The sequence below is a fragment of the Sphingobacterium sp. B16(2022) genome, assembly GCF_012030425.1.
GTDB lineage: Bacteria > Bacteroidota > Bacteroidia > Sphingobacteriales > Sphingobacteriaceae > Sphingobacterium > Sphingobacterium anhuiense.
The window spans coordinates 1,541,576-1,559,602 of sequence record NZ_JAAUVN010000001.1 but is presented as its reverse complement, the minus strand read 5'-3'; the positions used below and the strand labels follow the sequence as shown (position 1 = coordinate 1,559,602).

Sequence of the window (18,027 nt, the reverse complement as noted above, 5' to 3'; positions counted from 1 at the left end):
GTTTAACCTATTTGATGTACTTTTTCAAAATTTTCAAACTCCTGCTTTTAATCGCTGGAGTAGGGTTTATTCTCAATAAATATTCGACCTGTGCATAAAGTTCTTCTTTAACCCACGCATATTTTTTACTCATTTGATCTAAAATATCCATGCAATTTGCAGCTACAGCAACCGGACAACTTGGATCAGTTAACCATTTGAAAGAGACGTCAATTATGCAATCATATTCTTCATCAGACAAGCGGATATGATTTACTTTTGGAGAGGTGATGTATATTAATACTTTGCTATAACTTCTAGCGCAGCTCCAATTATTTAAATCTGTCAGATTTTTAATCAGCATTTGGTAGTTACTCTTGTCAAGCAAGGCTTTATCTTTTAAAACAATGGTCTCGAACATCCAGGCGCTTCTAAAGGCAAGTTGCTTATCCGCTTCATATGTAGACAGCGCCAAAAGATCAAGTAAAGATAATCCTTGTAAAATATCCAAAGAAAAATCCGCTACCTGATACTGAGTATAGATAGCGGAAAAAATTTCTAATTTTTGTTTTGTAATCATTGATTATCTACTCAACGGTATTTCTCTATTCATTTCAGTCATATTGACTTCTTCAATTTTTGAATCACCGATTAGGTATTCTGCAAAATAGTCACCCATTTTCCAGAAAAAATATTCTGTCATATCACCAAATCCGTGACGTTGACCAGGTAAAAGCAAGAAGTCAAAACGCTTATTTGCTTTGATTAAAGCGTTCACCATTCTAATAGAATTAGCCGGGTGTACATTATTATCAATATCACCAGTTGCAATCAGAAGCTTACCTTTAAGATTTTTTGCTAAGTCTGTATTTTTATCGATCTGATAAGCAAATGTAGTATCGCCTTTGGCACTAATTTTCTCCGTTACACCATGATGTCTTTCACTCCACCATCTGTTGTAGATGTTATTTTCATGATTTCCAGCACCAGAAACAGCTACTTTGAAGAAATCAGGATATACCAACATTGCTGCAGTTGACATAAATCCACCACCCGAATGTCCTGTAATTCCAACACGGTTGATATCAATAAACTTGTAGCGGTCTGCCAATTGTTCAGCAGCGGCCTTTTTATCTTCCAATCCATAATCCCTTAAGTTACCATAGCCAAATGTATGGTACCATTGTGATCGAGCAGGATGACCACCACGGTTACCCACTGTAATGACAATCATGCCAAATTGTGCTAATCGGTCAATTCTATCCATGCTTCTACCAAAAGACTGATTTACAGCCTCCATTTGTGGTCCAGGATAGATATATTCCACAATGGGATAAGTTCTGGTGCTATCAAAATCAAATGGTTTATACATAACACCATATAGATCAGTAATACCGTCACCAGCTTTTACTTTAAATGGTTGCGGAAACTTATAACCAGCAGCAAAAAGTAAAGATAGATCCGCCTTTTCTAAGGTCATTAATTTCTTACCATTTGTATGGTATAAAGCGATTTCTGGAATCGTATTTACCCTAGAAAAATTATTAACAAAGTAACGAGAACTTTCACTGACATCAACCTGATGATCAAAGTTTCCTGGGTTTAATAATTTTAGATTTCCACCATTAAAGCCCACACTGTAGTGATGTAAATAATACGGATCTTCATTTTTTTCTCGACCATTAGCCGTGAAATACAACGTTCTTGTTGCCATATCAGATCCTGTAATTTCTTCACAATTGAAAGATCCACTTGTCAACTGCTGTTTCAAATTACCTTGATTATCATACAGGTAAAAATGTCCCCAGCCATCACGTTGTGACCAATGGATAAACTCAGCACCATTATTAATTAATAAAGGCTTTTTGATATCCTGATAAACGTTAGATCTCTCTTCAACTAACACTTTAATTGAGCCGTCTATATTAACCTTAACCAAATCGATACGTTTCAAATCACGGCTAGAACGTGCGATGTAAAATGCCTCATTTGACCCTAACCAGTAATTGATAAAATAATCACCCTTGTAGCTATTTTTATCTGTGGTTTTAGACCAATTACTTATCGTTTGATTTTTAAAAGCATCAACTTTTATCTGTTTGTAAGTTTTATCAGAAGCCTTGAAGATGAACATTTGAGTTTCCGTAGAATCTACTTCACCTGGCATCTGGTATTTATAGGTCTCTAAAGTAGGACGTTTACTTCCTACGTTATTAATCACCCATAACGGGTTTAAACTTCTGTTATCTTTACGTGTAATAACAAAATGCTTACCATCAGGAGACCAGTTCATCCATACACGCTTGCGCTTCACAAGATCTTCATCTTTCTTATCGTCGCCTGTAGTGGTGCTATATTCATCACCCGCCCAAGCATAATATTGTACGCCATCTTTAGTGATCTGATGTTCTACAATTGTTGAATCTTTTTCATTCTTAACCGCTTTTTCATAATTGGCGCGATCCATCCAGTACAAATTAAAGTCCTTAGCAAAGTAGACGGTATTGGTATCAGGAGAGAAGGTTGCCCATGATAGAGGCTGTTTCTCTTTTGATTTATCGCTTAGCTCAATGACTTTCTGTGTTGCCAGATCATATTCCAGATAGAAAAGCTTCTTTTTTATCGTGTCAGTTTTCACTTTCAGCTTCTCAATCTCTTCTTTGGACTTTACTGTATCTTTCGTACTGGCAACCTCAAATCTGATTTTCTTCTCATCTTTTGTAAATCTTAAATTCTGAAGAGACAGATGTTGAGCATCAAATGGATTTTTCACAATCTTAGTAATTTGTGCCGCTAATTTTTCATTATCGAAAAGTGTTTCTTTTTTATTGGCAGCAGGATCCACTAGGTACCAGTTTTTTCCTTGAGGTGTAGTGAAATCGTACCAGAAGCGATCAGAAAAGTTTATCCAATTTGGTTTAACCGTAGTAGAAAAAATCATTTTCTTAAGCCTATCTGGCGAAAATTTTGACGCTAACAGGTAGTTTGCTTTAGGTGGTGAGGTTGATTCTTGGGCTGTAGCATAAAAACATGATAGCAACAGTCCTAAGAATAAGTAAATCTTATTCATTCTTTAGTTTTATGTGAAATTTATAAATCAAAAGTATTAAGTAATCACATGAGAAAGAAGCAAGTCTTGTAAAATTTTAGTTAAAGAGCCCTAAGAGTAGAACTTTTCATTAAAATTGACTAAAAAGAGCTCTTCTGTAGCCCGGGTAATTCCAGTATATAGCCACCTTAAAAACTCGGTAGTCAACATTTCATCTGTCAAATAGCCTTGGTCGACAAAAACAGCTGGCCATTGTCCACCCTGAGCCTTGTGACAGGTAATCGCAAAAGCAAATTTTATCTGTAACGCATTATAATAGGGATCTTTCTTAATCGCTTCCAGTCGATCCTGTTTTAAGAAAATATCTTCGTAATCCAGCGCCACTGCCTCGTACAGTTTTTTCTGTTCCTCATAAGGAAGATTAGGGCTGTCTGTATAGAGACTATCCAGAATAACACGGCAGGTTATTGGTTCTTGATTTTGAGTATCCATAAATTCAAGAGTAATATCCGCAAACCGAAATCCATGTTGCTCATGCACGTTGCTTACTTTTCTTATTTTCGCCATATCACCATTAGCAATAAAGCCATTTTCAATCCCATTATCTTGAAGCCAAAAATAATTATTGCGTACGACCATGATATGATCCCCACCTGTAATCTCCTCGTTTCGAAATAGAATCTGGTTACGGATATGCTGATTGTATAAGTTAGCAGACTTATTGGAACGACAGATTATCATTGTATTTTCGATTCCGAACTTATCATATGCATAATTAATTCCCTCAATTAAACGTTCACCTGTCATTCGGTAAATATCTTTAAATCCATTTGTTATGAATTTAGGGAAAGGGTAGGTGCCTTCCAGCTCTTCAAGATTTATTTCCTGACGGATCTTTGTCGCATTAAAAAGAATTCCAGAACTTTTCTGTTGCCGAACAACATCTGTCAATTCGAAGGTATAAGGGTGAAAATAAAATTCATGCTCTAAATAAGCCGGATTAAGAGCAGGGCTTTCCCACAGACCCACCGGCGGTAGCTGGGCGGTATCACCCACAAACATGATCGAACAGTTTTTACCGCTTCGTACATATTTCACAAGATCGTCCAATAAGCTTTTCGAAAACATGTTGACGCTTTCATTCGATATCATGGAAGATTCATCGATAATAAATAATGTATCTTCATGCAGGTTTTCAGCTAAAGTGAAATCCAGCTGAAAAGAAACCGCATTTTTCTTACGGTATATTTTCTTGTGGATGGTCAGTGCAGGTCTACCCGAATAGAAACTCATTACTTTTGCTGCTCGACCCGTAGGAGCAAGCAAGACCGCTTTCTTCTTGATATAAGGAAGGGTTTTCACGAGAGCGGAAATGATCGTTGTTTTACCTGTTCCGGCATAGCCCTTTAATACAAAACAATCTTGCGTATGAAAAGAACTCAGAAATTGAGCTAACAGTTCAAAAACAGAATTTTGTTGCGGAGTCGCTGTCCAAGGAAAGCGTTGGATCAATAAATCTTTAATAAGCACCATCAAAGTTATCTAAAAGGTTTGTCTTATCGTTTAGAAAAGTTAATTTTGTTAGGTTGTACAATTTAATAATTGAATTTGGAAAGCATAAATATGAATTATATATCGGAGAAGTTTAATATCCATTTTTTGCCAGAATACACCTTATCTGCGAAAGCGGGTTTTAGCAAAGATGTAATTGCAGTTACAGACAAGCAGTTAAATCTGAATCTGTTGCTAGAATATGACGCCGAAAACCCAAAATTGGATGCTACTCAAATCCTAAGTTTACCTTTTCGATATGTTAAGGTGGTCATTCCTCATCAAAGTTTAACATTCATTCCTAAGGAGGTTTTTCAAGAAGATCGATTAAGCGAATATGCACCATACTTGGTAGAACATGTTCCCAATCATATTCACACCTATGAAATGAAAAATTTGGGAATTGTTGCCGTGTTTGAATACGATCTCATCTTATATAATAGATGGAAAGCGCTTTTCCCTGATGCAGAAATTTTCCCTGAGTTCTGCATTATATTAGATCAGGCGCAAGATCTTGTTCCAATTAGAGGTTCCGTTTTAGGTGTACATTTTGTATCCGATCATTTGGTAGATTTATACTTGTTTCAAAATGGGCAATTCATGTTGTATAATTCTTTTGATGTGCATTTTGCAGATGATTTAAATTACTACATTTTAAATATTATACAACAATTTTCACTAACTGATCAAGTTTCTAAAGTATTGGTATCAGGCGAAATACCTAATGATACCTATCGTAAATGTTTAGAAAGATATTCGACAACCATAGCGCACTTAGAATCTAAAAGTAAGGCTCATATCAATAAGGATATCGAAGGAATCAATTTTAAAAAATATAATACATTATTTGACGCGATACTATGCGAATAATAGGAGGGCAATATGGTGGTATACGTCTTAATCCACCCACAAACTTACCAGTAAGACCAACTACAGACATCGCAAAAGAGGCTTTGTTTAATATTCTACAAAACCGACTGGATTTTGATGAACTGAATTGTTTAGATTTATTTGCAGGTACTGGTAATATCAGTTTTGAATTAGCTTCTCGATACGCAGCTTCAGTTGAATCAGTAGACCTGCATTTTAAATGCGTTCAATATATTACGGATACAGCAAAGAAAATGAACATATCCACTATAAAAGCTAAAAAAGCAGATGTATTCAAGTATATTCAAACAGCCAAAGGTAAGTTTGATTTTATCTTTGCTGATCCACCATATGATATTCCAAAACTGCCGCAGCTGGCACACCTTATTTTAGATAGCGGACTTTTGGATAAAGAAGGCTTATTGATTATTGAACATCCTTCCACCCGGGAAATGGATCCACATCCAAATTTTATTGAAAAACGGAAGTATGGATATTCATCATTTTCATTTTATACTATTTAAATTATGAAGATTGCTGTTTTTGCAGGATCCTTTGATCCTTTTACATTAGCACATCAAGACTTAGTGGAGCGTGCTTTACCTCTTTTTGATAAGATTTATATCGCAGTTGGAGTAAATAGTGCCAAACAGGGCTTATTAACTGTAGAAGACAAGTTATATACGATTCAGGCTGTTTTCAAAGATCATCCGGCAATTGAAATCGTTTCATTTGAAGGGTTAACGATTAATTTCTGTAAAAAGGTCGGCGCTAATTTCTTGCTAAGAGGACTTCGCAATACTGCTGACTTTGAATTTGAAAATAGCATTGCACAAAACAATTTATTGTTAGCTCCGCAGATCGAAACCTATTTCTTGATGAGCAGGAGTGGACTTGCCCATATCTCTTCGACTATCGTTCGGGATGTCTGGAAAAATAAGGGCTCCATTGCTCAAATGGTTCCGCCCGAAATAGATGATTTTTTGAAAAATAAATAGCTAACGTACAAAAAAAGGATATCCAGTCGGATATCCTTTTTTTTTGTTAAAAGCACTTATTTATTAAACCAAATTATATTTTGTATACTTATGTAGCTCTTTGTTTTACAATGCTTTACACAGCTTACATATACTCGAGGTACAACTAAATTAGCTATGTTGTAGAAAATACAGAAATACGCATACCTTATGACCAAATTTAATTTTGTTTTAGATGTTATCAATTTCTAATGAATTGATAATAAGTATTTTGTATCAAATTTATTAACCTATGAATCATATCGATCAAAGGCAACAATAAAGGATTTTCGCATGATACTGAAGTGGTTTAACACTTCCGCGATAAAGGTTTCATCCAGTAATTCGAAGACACCATTCACACCGCCTACGATATCGGTTTCTGCAATCTTATATGACTGTTCCAATGTCCCTTGTTCAAACTTAATGATGAACTTTTGATTCATACCAAAGATGGATATCTTACAATCAGGATGTGGTAATTCTGCTAATATTCTCATGTTGCTATTTTTTACAAAGTAAATAAAAAAACGGTTAATCCCACTTAGGGATTAACCGTTTATATGGAAAAAATACAACGTTAAATTAAACGATGCCTTGTTCAGTCATTGCTCGGGCAACTTTCAGGAATCCCCCAATATTTGCACCTTTTAAATAATTGATGTAATTTTTGTCATGACCATATTTAACACAAGTTTTGTGAATATTAACCATGATATCTTTTAGTTTACAATCGACTTCTTCTTTAGTCCATTGTTGGCGAATAGAATTTTGCGACATTTCTAAGCCAGATACAGCTACACCGCCTGCATTAGCAGCTTTCCCTGGTGCAAAACTAATTTTCGCATCGTGGAAGACTTTGATAGCTTCTGCTGTTGAAGGCATATTAGCACCTTCAGCTACACATTGACAGCCATTAGCAATTAATGTTAACGCATCCTCTTTTGTTAGCTCATTTTGAGTAGCACAAGGTAGCGCAATATCACATTTAAACGCCCAAGGCTTTTTGTCTGTAAAATACTTTGCATTCGGATATTTAACCACATATTGATCTAAATCACGTCCGATAGTTCCGATGTACGCTAATTTTTCAGAAGTAATTCCTTCTTCATCATAGATTGTTCCTTGACTATTTGATAGCGTAATTACCGTAGCACCTAATTGGATTGATTTCTCAGCAGCGTAATACGCTACATTTCCAGCACCTGAAATAGCAACGATTTTGTCTTTTAAATCCTGATTATTGAAATCATAGATGCATTCAACAAAATAAAGTAAACCATAACCAGTAGCCTCCGGTCTCGTGTAAGATCCACCCCAAGAACTTCCTTTGCCTGTTAATACGCCTGTAAATGCATTTTGCAATCTTTTATACTGGCCAAATAAATAACCAATTTCTCGTGTTCCAACGCCGATATCTCCAGCTGGTACATCTGTATCCGGACCGATATGTCTAAACAGCTCGGTCATAAAGCTTTGACAGAAACGCATGATTTCAGCATCTGACTTTCCTTTCGGATTAAAATCTGCACCGCCTTTACCGCCACCTATAGGTAAACCTGTTAAACTATTTTTGAACACCTGTTCAAAAGCTAAAAATTTTAAGATACTTAAGTTGACAGAAGGAGCAAAACGTAATCCACCTTTATATGGACCTATAGAACTACTCATCTGCACGCGGTAACCTCTATTGATTTCAACCTCGTTCTTGTCATTTAACCAAGCAACGCGAAAAGAAATAACGCGCTCAGGTTCAACTAATCTTTCTAAAATTTTCAGCTTAAGTAATTCTGGATGACTTTTAGAAATAAATGGAATTAAATCCTCTGTAACTTCTTGTACAGCTTGTAGAAATTCTGGTTCATTCGGATTGCGTTTCTCAACGTAATTTATGAATTCGTTAAAAGTGTTTGACATGTATTATAGTAAATTTTCCCTTTTGAATTGCTAATATATAAAAATTAATCTTATTTCATTACATTTTTTTTATAAAAACTTACAGTTATGTGTGAAAATTAAAAATAGCCGTTTAATTTCATATTCTTGATTAATTTATTATTTTTGTAGTAGATTCAATCGATAAATTTGAAGATATTCGTCTATATATTATGCTTATACTTCATCGGGTTAACGATGGTTCCTTGTGCAGACCAAGTGCAGGAGGCCGCGGCTATACACATAACCGGAACGCAAGATAAGGGTCATTCTGATGAACATCAGGACTATTGCTCACCTTTTTGCATCTGCTCTTGTTGTTCTACTGTATTGAATATCGAACAAACAAATACCATTTCCTTTATTATAGTATTACTAGAATCAAAACGAAAAATTGCGTACGAAACCAATTTATATTCGTTTGATTACTCTAGTATTTGGCAACCGCCCCAGCTCGCATAATTTTACGATAAAGTCTTAGTTGACTACTTTTCATTCGCTTATCTTCATGATGAGCATTTTGTATAGCTATTTTAAGTAAAATATTATGTTGAACGCAATCATCAGGTTCAGTATCCGTAATAAAATTATTATCGGACTCTTTACACTGATATGGATCATCTGGGGACTATGGAGTGCATTGCACATTCCCATAGATGCTAACCCAGATATTACCAATAATCAAGTACAAATAATCACAAGCTCTCCGGCCTTAGCAACGCAAGAGGTGGAGCAATTCGTCACATATCCGATCGAACAAAAATTAACAAATCTACCGGATCTGGTAGAATTACGTTCGATATCCAGATTTGGACTTTCAGTTGTTACCGCAGTTTTTGACGATGATGTCAATATTTATTTTGCAAGGCAATTGATCAGCGAAAAACTGCAGGAAGCAAAGGAAAATATACCGGAAGGTCTCGGAAGTCCAGAATTAGCGCCGATTAGTACGGGGCTTGGTGAAATTTATCAGTATGTTATTCATCCTGCAAAAGGGGCTGAATCAAAGTATACTGCCACAGATCTCAGAACAATGCAAGACTGGATTATCGCCAGACAACTATATGGAACGCCCGGTGTTGCTGAAGTCAATAGTTTTGGTGGAAAACTAAAACAGTATGAAGTTGCTGTTAATCCTTATAAATTAAAAGCTACCGGTGTCGGAATCAATGAAATATTTGCGGCCCTGGAAGAAAATAATCAAAACACAGGTGGCGCATATATAGATAAAAAACCCAGTGCTTATTTTATACGGGGTATTGGTCTTTTGACATCCATGGAAGATATCGGCAATGTTGCCGTAAAAAATAAAAATGGCTTCCCTATTTATATTAGGGATGTCGCAGAAGTGCGTGAAGGTGCTGCAGTACGCTATGGTGCACTGACTTATAATGGAGAAAAAGAAGCCGTAGGCGGCATTGTTATGATGCTAAAAGGCCAGAACTCCGCAGAAGTAGTCGCAGCAGTAAAGGAAAAACTCGAAAGAATTAAACAATCTCTACCTCAAGATGTTGTAGTTGAAGCTTTTTCAGACCGAACAGATCTGGTTAATCGTGCTATTGGAACGGTTGAGAAAAATTTGATTGAAGGTGCCCTGATCGTCATTTTTGTTTTAGTCATTTTTCTAGGAAACCTGAGAGCAGGCTTAATTGTAGCTTCGGCAATTCCATTATCAATGTTGTTTGCATTAGGAATGATGCGTTTATTTGGTGTAAGTGCCAACCTCATGAGTCTGGGCGCTATCGATTTCGGTTTAATTGTCGATGGCTCCTTAATTGTCGTGGAGGCAACTATGCATCATCTGGGGCTTAGAAAAAGTAAGCATGTCCTGAATCAGGCTGAGATGGATGAGGAAGTATACCAATCATCTTCAAAAATCAGAAATAGTGCCGCATTTGGTGAAATTATTATCCTCATTGTCTATATACCCATATTAACACTGGTAGGGGTCGAAGGGAAAATGTTTGGCCCTATGGCGCAAACCGTTAGCTTTGCCATTATAGGAGCGCTATTATTATCACTCACCTATATACCGATGATGAGTGCACTGTTTTTATCCAAAAAGCCTCACCACAAAATTACTTTCGCCGATAAGATGATGGCCAAATTGCAACAATGGTATGCACCATTAGTTCAAAAGGCTGTCCGCATAAGAAGAACACTATTATTATTAACAGTAGCACTCTTAGGTTTTTCCGGCTTCCTATTTAGTAAAATGGGTAGTGAATTTATACCGCAATTACAAGAAGGAGATTATGCATTTCATTGTATTTTACCACAAGGATCTTCACTCTCACAGAGTATAGAAACATCCATGCAGGCTGCGAAAATTATTAAAAAATTTCCCGAAGTAAAAATTGTTGTAGGCAAAACAGGTAGTGCCGAAATCCCGACAGATCCAATGCCACCCGAGGCAACAGATATGATTATCACCTTGAAACCAATGTCAGAATGGAAATCCGGGGATACATATACGGGACTAGCAGAGCGCATGCTTGATTCACTTTCCGTCATTCCAGGTGTATTCTTTGAAGCATCGCAGCCTATTCAGATGCGATTTAATGAATTGATGACAGGTGTGAGACAGGACGTTGCCATAAAAATATTTGGTGAAAATATAGACTCACTTGCAACGATTGCAAGTCGTGTAGGTCAAGTTGTACAAAGTGTTGAAGGAGCTTCAGCACCACAGATTGAACGTACAACAGGGCTACCACAGATCTCGATTGTTTACAACAGAACACAGTTAGCCCTGCACAACGTAACAGTCAAGGACTTAAATAAAGTTATTGCTATGTCTTTCGCTGGCACAAGCACAGGATCGATATATGAGAATGAAAGGAAATTCGACCTTGTTGTTCGTTTAGATAGCGCATATAAAACGTCAATGGCCGATGTTGAAAACCTACCAGTCTTAACTGGGGATGGAGATCAGATTCCATTGAGCCAACTGGCAACCATTAGTATAAAAGATGGCCCTGCACAGATCAGCAGAGAATCAGGGAAGAGACTTGTCGTGATCGGATTTAATATAAAAGAACGCGATGTTACTTCAGTAGTAAATGAGATTCAGGAAAAACTAACAAAGATGGATGTGATGCCAACAGGTTACTACTATACTTTCGGCGGGACATTTGAAAATCTAAATGCAGCTTCTAAAAGATTAGCACTGGCAGTCCCGGGCGCATTGTTGCTTATCTTTATATTACTTTACCTGACTTTTAGGTCAATTAAAGAATCCTTACTAATTTTCACAGCCATACCTATGAGTGCAATAGGTGGAGTATTTGCACTATTAATCCGCGATATGCCTTTTAGTATTTCCGCAGGTGTAGGGTTTATAGCATTATTTGGAGTAGCTGTACTGAATGGTATTGTTTTAATTTCCACATTTAATCAATTGGAGAAGGAAGGAATTTCCGATGTATTTGAGCGGGTATGGGAAGGGACAAAAATTCGACTCAGACCAGTGTTGATGACGGCGACAGTGGCTTCATTAGGGTTTTTACCAATGGCTCTAAGTACGGGAGCTGGAGCAGAAGTACAAAAACCGTTGGCAACAGTTGTCATAGGAGGTTTGTTGTCTGCAACATTTTTGACACTTTTTGTATTACCTTGTTTATATGTCTTATTTTTTAATACTAAGAAAATGAAAATAGGGAAATCGACAATCATAACATCATTAGTGCTGGCTTTCTTATCACTTTCTACAATAAGTTTAGCGCAAGAAAATCCAAAAAGGATTCAATTGGAAGAAGCTATAGCACAAGCTTTGGACGCCAATCTCAATTTTAAAAACACGGCATTAGAACTTGAAAAATCACAGATTGACCAACAGAAATCTTTCGATGGCAAAACAGGAATTTTTGTAGAGAATGAAGATTTCTCCCCTTTAGAGCCAAATGGATTATGGAAAGTTGGGTTAAGTCAAGATTTCGCCTGGCCAGGGTTTTATAAGGCTAGAAAAGAATTTTTAAAAAAGAATGCCCAAATGGTTTTGGAGCAAAGAGAAGATGCGAAAAAACAACTGATAAGGGATGTATCTTTAAATTACTATCAGCTTATTTATCTAGAAGCTAGACAAGCTTTCTTTCTACAGCTGGACAGTACCCATCAAAAATTATTTGAATCCGCAAAACTTCGGGTAAAAACAGGGGAAGCCGCCGGTTTGGAGCAGATGGCGGCAGAAACAAAATGGCAAGAAAATAAAACCATTATGCTACAAAATGAGCAGGATTTAGCCATTGCCGCGCAAAACTTCAGCGTTTTATTAAATAACAACAACTTGATTTTACCGATCAAGAGTGCGCTGCAAAAAATAAGTGCTTTTCAATTGCCAGATTCAATAGGTGATCATCCTTTGCTTAAAATACAGCAGAAATCAATAGAGATGGCTGAAGCAAATACCAAAATGGAGCAAAAAACCAAGTTGCCAGATTTTTCTGGTAGAGCTTTCTCCCAAAAACTTTGGGGACAACGGAATCCTGTTACCGGTATATCATTAACGATGAATATGCCTTTATTCTCTAATAAATATTACCATAATAAAGTTAAAATAGCTGAATTGGAGACGGCAATAGAAAGACAAGAATTGGAGCAGCTGAAAATAAGCCTTACAGCGCAACAAGGTAATGCAAAGAAGGAAATCACCAAAAATGAGAAGCAATTGCAGTTTTATGAACAATCAGGATTAAAGCAATCCGAGGGCATTATGAAAGCTGCCAATTTAGCCTATCAAAGTGGTGAAATCAGTTACGCAGATCTTATCCAATTTCTATCACAGTCCATTGATATAAAAATAAATTACCTAACAGCTTTGAATGCGTACAATCAAAGTGTGATTCAATATCAATATTACCATTCAAATTAAGTATCATGAAACTAAAGTTTTTAATTCGATATAGTTTATTTTTTGCTAGTAGCGTAGTCGCTCTAGGATGTCAAACCAATACTTCAACTGAAAAACAGCAAACAGAAGAGAAAGGGGAGCAAGAGCATGAGGAAGAGGTGCTTACATTGACAGCAGCCCAAGAAAAGCAGGTAGGATTAACCTATACAAATTTATCCTATCAGATGCTAAGTAATGGCTTAGTACTCAATGGTGTGCTTGATGTGCCGAATGATAAAAAAGCCTACGTGACATCTGTATATGGTGGAGTCTTGGAAGAACTTTACGCTAGACCAGGAGATTTTGTTAAGAAAGGACAGATTTTAGGAAAAGTGCTCAATCCAGATCTGATTAAAATGCAAGAGCAATTACAACTGATTAACAATCAGATTTCATTAACTCAGATTGAAGTCAACCGTCAGAAGGAATTGGTAGAAGGAAACGCCGCACCTTTAAAAAAGCTACAGCAAGTTGAGGTCGAACTGGCCAATTTGAAAGCTCAAAAGAACAGTTTGTCACGACAGCTGTCATCCGGAGGAGGGTCTTTGCACATTTCTTCACAAATTACGATTAAGGCGCCAATCTCGGGAGTGGTGGCTTCGATTCAAGGATTGATTGGAACGCGTATCGAGGCGTCTTCGCCAATTTTAGAAATTGTCAATAATGATGCATTGCATGTGGATATGTATGTATATGAAAAAGATTTCTCAAAAGTGAAAAAAGGGCAAAAAATTCTATTTTCTCCTGTTAATAACGCTAATGCTTCATATGAAGCAAAAATAGATCAGCTCGGACAGGCTTTTGAAAAAGAGACCAATGCAATCGCAGTTCATGCCCAGGTTTTAGGCAACAAAGAAGGACTTATTAATGGCATGCAGGTTCAAGGTACAGTTGTTATTGGAGATGAAAAATCACTTGCTGTTCCCACAGATTGTATTGTAAGTGCCGAAGGTAAAGATTACATTTTCATATTAAAGGAAGACCATAAAGCACATGGATCAGAACCAAAAGAAGCTGATACCCATAGTCACGAAGATCATGCGGACCACAACCATGGAGAAGTAGGTAACGAATATGAAAGAGTTCCGGTTGTTAAAGGAGTTTCCTCAAGAGGATATACCGCAATTACTCCTATAAAAGAATTAGATGAACATACGAAGATTGTTCAAAAAGGGGCATTCTTTTTATTAGCCAAAATGACTAATTCCGGAGAACATTCGCATTAATCAATGACAAGTTCCAAGTTTTATTGCTTAAAAAAAGCCGTTATGAAAATAACGGCTTTTTTATTATCAGGCCTCTAATTTCAGTGTTAAAACAACACCGCTAAACGATACGCCATCCCAGCCACTAATCATAAATTGACGTATGTTTTGATGATTATCACCATCAGGATCATTTAAAACAGCCTCATAATGTTCCGCAAATAGGGCAAGAGTCTGATCTTTATCTAAATTGTTTAAATTAGCAAAAGCAAGAATCTTTGCACTGCCTTGATTTTCCGTCTCTTGATTTACTTGATTTCCATTCGTAAATGCAGTAGGGGTGTGCTCATAACGAGCTGCTATGTAGTTCAAAACATCTGAAAAAATAATTTCTTTATTCGCCAGTTTTGCCAAAAGTTCGTGTGCCATTTTGATACAGTATTTAATTTACACACGCAAAATAATAAATTTATTGCTCTTTATTGAGTAACAATTGAATTGAAATATCAATATCTTCATCAATCAAGAGACTATTGGCCTCTAAAACTGAATTATATTTCATATCAAATTCCCATCGGCTCACTTTTCCGGCCACCTCAAATGAAATTTTTTCCTGACCTTGTGGATCAATTATTTTACCATTATATTCCACTTGTAGCTCCACCAATTTTGTATGACCATGCATGGTTAAATGGCCTTCCAATCTAAATTTCTCACCCTTAATCTTTTTAAAACTAGTGGATTTAAATGAAATTGTCGGGTATTGTGCTGTATCAAAGAAATCAGCACTTTTCAAATGTTTATCTCTTTCTTCCACATTTGTATTGATACTGTTTGCATCAATATTAAATTGTATAGAGGCTTCTTTAAAATGCTCACCCCATTCAGCGAAACCGTTAAAAGTGTTAAAACTTCCTCTAATAGAGGCTATTACCAAATAAGTAATACGAAATTGTACCGAGGAGTGGGCAGAGTCTATAATCCATTTTGATTTTTTCATACGATTTACACATTTACAGATACATTGATGATCTAATTTACAAAATAAAAGCATGATATTCAATAGCATATAACGGTATTATGAATCGAAAAGAATCAATCTGATAGCAGTAGAGAAATGAAATTTAAAACAATCGACATCGATATACCTAGCTGTCATAGATGAATCAAAATCCCGTATAAAACCATTCTTCAAAAGATTCTGAAGATTATAAATTGTACTGTAGTAGCTTGATATAGCGCAGTAATAATTTGTTAAAAAACACCTAGATGAACTTAAATACGATGTTGCGAAATAGTCATTTTTGGTAAACAAATTTTAGATATAAATGTATGCAGGGGATGATCATATAATTTCTATTTAACATAATATAAATTATATGACTTAATAATATGCTCATTTACAAGGGCTCCATATAATGGCGGTAGTTTCATTTATACGTGGAAATATTTTATTTACAAGACCCTTATTCATGTGATATAACCACCAAAGGCTTATTGTGCTAAAGAATCAATCAATATTGATCTATATGACTTAATCAAAATACCACCTGCATATTACTGTTCATCTTATGTGGCTAACTTCAATACAATTCAAACAAGATGAACTCTAAATAAAACTGTTCACAAATTTCCTGTCGAAATGGATCGATCAATAATCGAAATGAAAAATGTGAATTTCATTAAATTTTTAAATTCGGACATTTTACAAAAAACAGCGAAATTATATTCTAAAAAACCATCTCTGAGATTTTGATTATCTGGACAATTGTCCGTTCATTTTTTTTTATTAAAATCTCAGCGATTAGGAATTTTGATAAAATACAGCTACATCAAATATTAAGACAATGTTTTTCTTTTGTAATATTTATGTGGTTGTTCCAGCATAACTATTTGATTTTATATATTTGTTTTTTATGTGGATTAAAATATTTCACTTCTTGGCATTATTTGGTTACTTGAACATCCTTTTTTATCAGGCTGGCGTCAATACCAATACGCGTGCATCAAATATTTCCACACAATATTTTACCGGAGATTCATTACTTGAATTTGTTCTTGACGATGTGTTGGATATTCCCATTGAAGTTCCTGAAAAAGATTCTGAAGTTCAGTTTGACGATTATCGTATTTTCAATTTTAATCCTCAGATTTTATCCGTTTTTATTTTCGTTCTGGGACTTGTTTATTCTGCATTATCAATTTTAAAACAGAAAAAGCACCCGCTTTACAGTAAGAAAAATGCCTGCTTATCAGGTTACTATCAGTATCTCTACCGATACAGTTTATTCTAGTTTACCCCCTGCCCTATTTTTTAATTTTAAATTAGATTTTAAGAGTCTAATTTTCTAATAATCAATATTTTATATTGATTTATTCTATTCGTTAACATTTTATTTTTTATATGAAAACACGTTCCATGTCTTGGTATGCATTGTCATGCCTAGCGATTTTATCTGCCTGCACAGCCAAAAGCAATGATAAACAGGTAAGTACAGCTCCTAAAAAAGTACCTGTATCCAATTTAGTTGTTATGGATACCACAATTTACAAAGACTATATTGCTGATATCCAATCAGTCAAAAATATTGAACTTCGATCACGTTTAAGTGGCTTTTTAGAACACATCTATGTGGATGAAGGTGCTGCAGTAAAGAAAGGTCAAGTATTGTTCAGACTCAGTGATGAAGAATATAAAGCCGATTATGCGCGCGCAAAAGCCAACTTTAATGCAGCACTTACAGATGTCAAAAAAGTGGTTCTTGAGTTAGAACGTACAAAAGATCTAGCCGCGAAAAACATCGTAAGTAAAACAGAAGTCGAATTACTTAAATTACAATATACAGCTGCGGAGTCAAAGGTCGAAGAAGCAAGATCGATCATGCAACAAGCTAAAACGCAGTTGAATTTCACATTAGTACGGGCTCCTTTTGATGGTAAGATTGATCGTATTCCCCTAAAAGAAGGATCACTCTTAGAGCAAGGTTCTTTACTAACGACCGTTTCCTCACTTAACGAAGTAAATGTATACTTTGACATTTCTGAAAATGAGTACTTAAGTATTGTATCTGACTCATCGTTTAACAAAGACTCTTTTAACAAAGATGTAAAACTGATCCTCGCTGACGGTAATCCGTACCCATATCCTGGAAAGGCATCCATTGTTGAGAGTGAATTTGAGAAGAATACAGGATCAATATCTTTACGGGCTAGGTTTTCAAATCCGCAGGGCATGTTAAAGCATGGTGCTTCAGGTAAAATCTCTGTTCCAATACAGACCGGCGATACCAAATTTGTACATCAAAAATCTGTTTTTGAAATTCAGGATAAAACTTACGTCTATATCTTAAATAAAGATAAAACTGTTTCGATGAAATCTTTTGAAGCTGGCCAACGTGTCGGGCATTACTATATCGTGAATGGAGGTTTGTCTGATACAGATCAGATCGTATACGAAGGTGTACAATCCTTGAAGGATGGTATGAAGGTGGAAGTAATCCCTGTTAAGTTATAAAAACTTTGTTTTAAAAATAT

At 35.9% G+C, this 18,027-nt stretch carries 15 protein-coding genes; 8 read left to right on the top strand and 7 right to left on the bottom strand.

Translation table 11 applies throughout. The annotated features are described in order from the left end of the window. Window positions 1–7: 7 nt before the first annotated feature. The 3 genes from HCX49_RS06935 to HCX49_RS06925 all read right to left on the bottom strand — a co-directional run bounded on the left by HCX49_RS06935 (window position 8) and on the right by HCX49_RS06925 (window position 4,558). Window positions 8–559: a hypothetical protein gene (locus tag HCX49_RS06935; protein ID WP_132839775.1), complete on the bottom strand. Its 552-nt coding sequence runs from the start codon at window positions 557–559 to the stop codon at window positions 8–10. Window positions 560–562: 3 nt separating this feature from the next. Next, window positions 563–3,049: a S9 family peptidase gene (locus tag HCX49_RS06930; RefSeq protein WP_168126597.1), complete on the bottom strand. Its 2,487-nt coding sequence runs from the start codon at window positions 3,047–3,049 to the stop codon at window positions 563–565. A 90-nt stretch (window positions 3,050–3,139) separates the two neighbouring features. Further along, window positions 3,140–4,558: an ATP-dependent RecD-like DNA helicase gene (locus HCX49_RS06925; protein ID WP_168127054.1), complete on the bottom strand. Its 1,419-nt coding sequence runs from the start codon at window positions 4,556–4,558 to the stop codon at window positions 3,140–3,142. Window positions 4,559–4,651: 93 nt separating this feature from the next. Here HCX49_RS06925 and HCX49_RS06920 point away from each other — a divergent pair, with 93 nt between their 5' ends. From HCX49_RS06920 to coaD, 3 genes are read left to right on the top strand one after another with little or no spacing between them, the layout of a single operon-like run. Then, window positions 4,652–5,449, top strand: coding sequence for a DUF3822 family protein (locus HCX49_RS06920; RefSeq protein WP_021188213.1), 798 nt, complete (start codon window positions 4,652–4,654; stop codon window positions 5,447–5,449). Then, the gene (rsmD, locus tag HCX49_RS06915) at window positions 5,440–5,973 is read left to right on the top strand and encodes a 16S rRNA (guanine(966)-N(2))-methyltransferase RsmD (RefSeq protein WP_021188212.1); all 534 of its coding nucleotides are present in this window, start codon (window positions 5,440–5,442) and stop codon (window positions 5,971–5,973) included. Before HCX49_RS06920 ends, rsmD begins: the two co-directional genes overlap by 10 nt. 3 nt (window positions 5,974–5,976) lie before the next feature. Beyond that, the gene (gene coaD / locus HCX49_RS06910) at window positions 5,977–6,447 is read left to right on the top strand and encodes a pantetheine-phosphate adenylyltransferase (protein ID WP_132768230.1); all 471 of its coding nucleotides are present in this window, start codon (window positions 5,977–5,979) and stop codon (window positions 6,445–6,447) included. Between the two features lie 269 nt (window positions 6,448–6,716). On the opposite strand, the gene HCX49_RS06905 is transcribed toward coaD, so the two are convergent. Together HCX49_RS06905 and gdhA are read right to left on the bottom strand one after the other, a co-directional pair. After that, the gene (locus HCX49_RS06905; RefSeq protein ID WP_021188210.1) at window positions 6,717–6,965 is read right to left on the bottom strand and encodes a hypothetical protein; all 249 of its coding nucleotides are present in this window, start codon (window positions 6,963–6,965) and stop codon (window positions 6,717–6,719) included. Window positions 6,966–7,050: 85 nt separating this feature from the next. Continuing rightward, the gene (gene gdhA, locus HCX49_RS06900; protein WP_021188209.1) at window positions 7,051–8,382 is read right to left on the bottom strand and encodes an NADP-specific glutamate dehydrogenase; all 1,332 of its coding nucleotides are present in this window, start codon (window positions 8,380–8,382) and stop codon (window positions 7,051–7,053) included. Between the two features lie 168 nt (window positions 8,383–8,550). Here gdhA and HCX49_RS25795 point away from each other — a divergent pair, with 168 nt between their 5' ends. The 3 genes from HCX49_RS25795 to HCX49_RS06890 all read left to right on the top strand — a co-directional run bounded on the left by HCX49_RS25795 (window position 8,551) and on the right by HCX49_RS06890 (window position 14,514). Then, window positions 8,551–8,862 (top strand): DUF6660 family protein, encoded by a 312-nt coding sequence (locus tag HCX49_RS25795; protein WP_410528498.1) that lies wholly within the window; start codon window positions 8,551–8,553, stop codon window positions 8,860–8,862. An 85-nt stretch (window positions 8,863–8,947) separates the two neighbouring features. Beyond that, window positions 8,948–13,270 carry a CusA/CzcA family heavy metal efflux RND transporter gene (locus HCX49_RS06895; protein WP_132768228.1) on the top strand — a complete coding sequence of 1,441 codons (4,323 nt, stop codon included), beginning with the start codon at window positions 8,948–8,950 and terminating at the stop codon, window positions 13,268–13,270. A 5-nt stretch (window positions 13,271–13,275) separates the two neighbouring features. Beyond that, window positions 13,276–14,514: an efflux RND transporter periplasmic adaptor subunit gene (locus HCX49_RS06890; protein ID WP_168126596.1), complete on the top strand. Its 1,239-nt coding sequence runs from the start codon at window positions 13,276–13,278 to the stop codon at window positions 14,512–14,514. Between the two features lie 66 nt (window positions 14,515–14,580). On the opposite strand, the gene HCX49_RS06885 is transcribed toward HCX49_RS06890, so the two are convergent. Beyond that, window positions 14,581–14,922 (bottom strand): HopJ type III effector protein, encoded by a 342-nt coding sequence (locus HCX49_RS06885; protein WP_168126595.1) that lies wholly within the window; start codon window positions 14,920–14,922, stop codon window positions 14,581–14,583. Window positions 14,923–14,962: 40 nt separating this feature from the next. Continuing rightward, window positions 14,963–15,493: a YceI family protein gene (locus HCX49_RS06880; RefSeq protein WP_168126594.1), complete on the bottom strand. Its 531-nt coding sequence runs from the start codon at window positions 15,491–15,493 to the stop codon at window positions 14,963–14,965. Between the two features lie 916 nt (window positions 15,494–16,409). On the opposite strand from HCX49_RS06880, the gene HCX49_RS06875 reads away from it, so the two are divergent. Together HCX49_RS06875 and HCX49_RS06870 are read left to right on the top strand one after the other, a co-directional pair. Beyond that, entirely contained in the window at window positions 16,410–16,787 is a 378-nt protein-coding gene (locus HCX49_RS06875) for a hypothetical protein (RefSeq protein ID WP_132839778.1), read from the top strand. A gap of 125 nt (window positions 16,788–16,912) precedes the next feature. Next, window positions 16,913–18,007: an efflux RND transporter periplasmic adaptor subunit gene (locus tag HCX49_RS06870; RefSeq protein ID WP_237682733.1), complete on the top strand. Its 1,095-nt coding sequence runs from the start codon at window positions 16,913–16,915 to the stop codon at window positions 18,005–18,007. The last annotated feature ends 20 nt before the right edge of the window (window positions 18,008–18,027 follow it).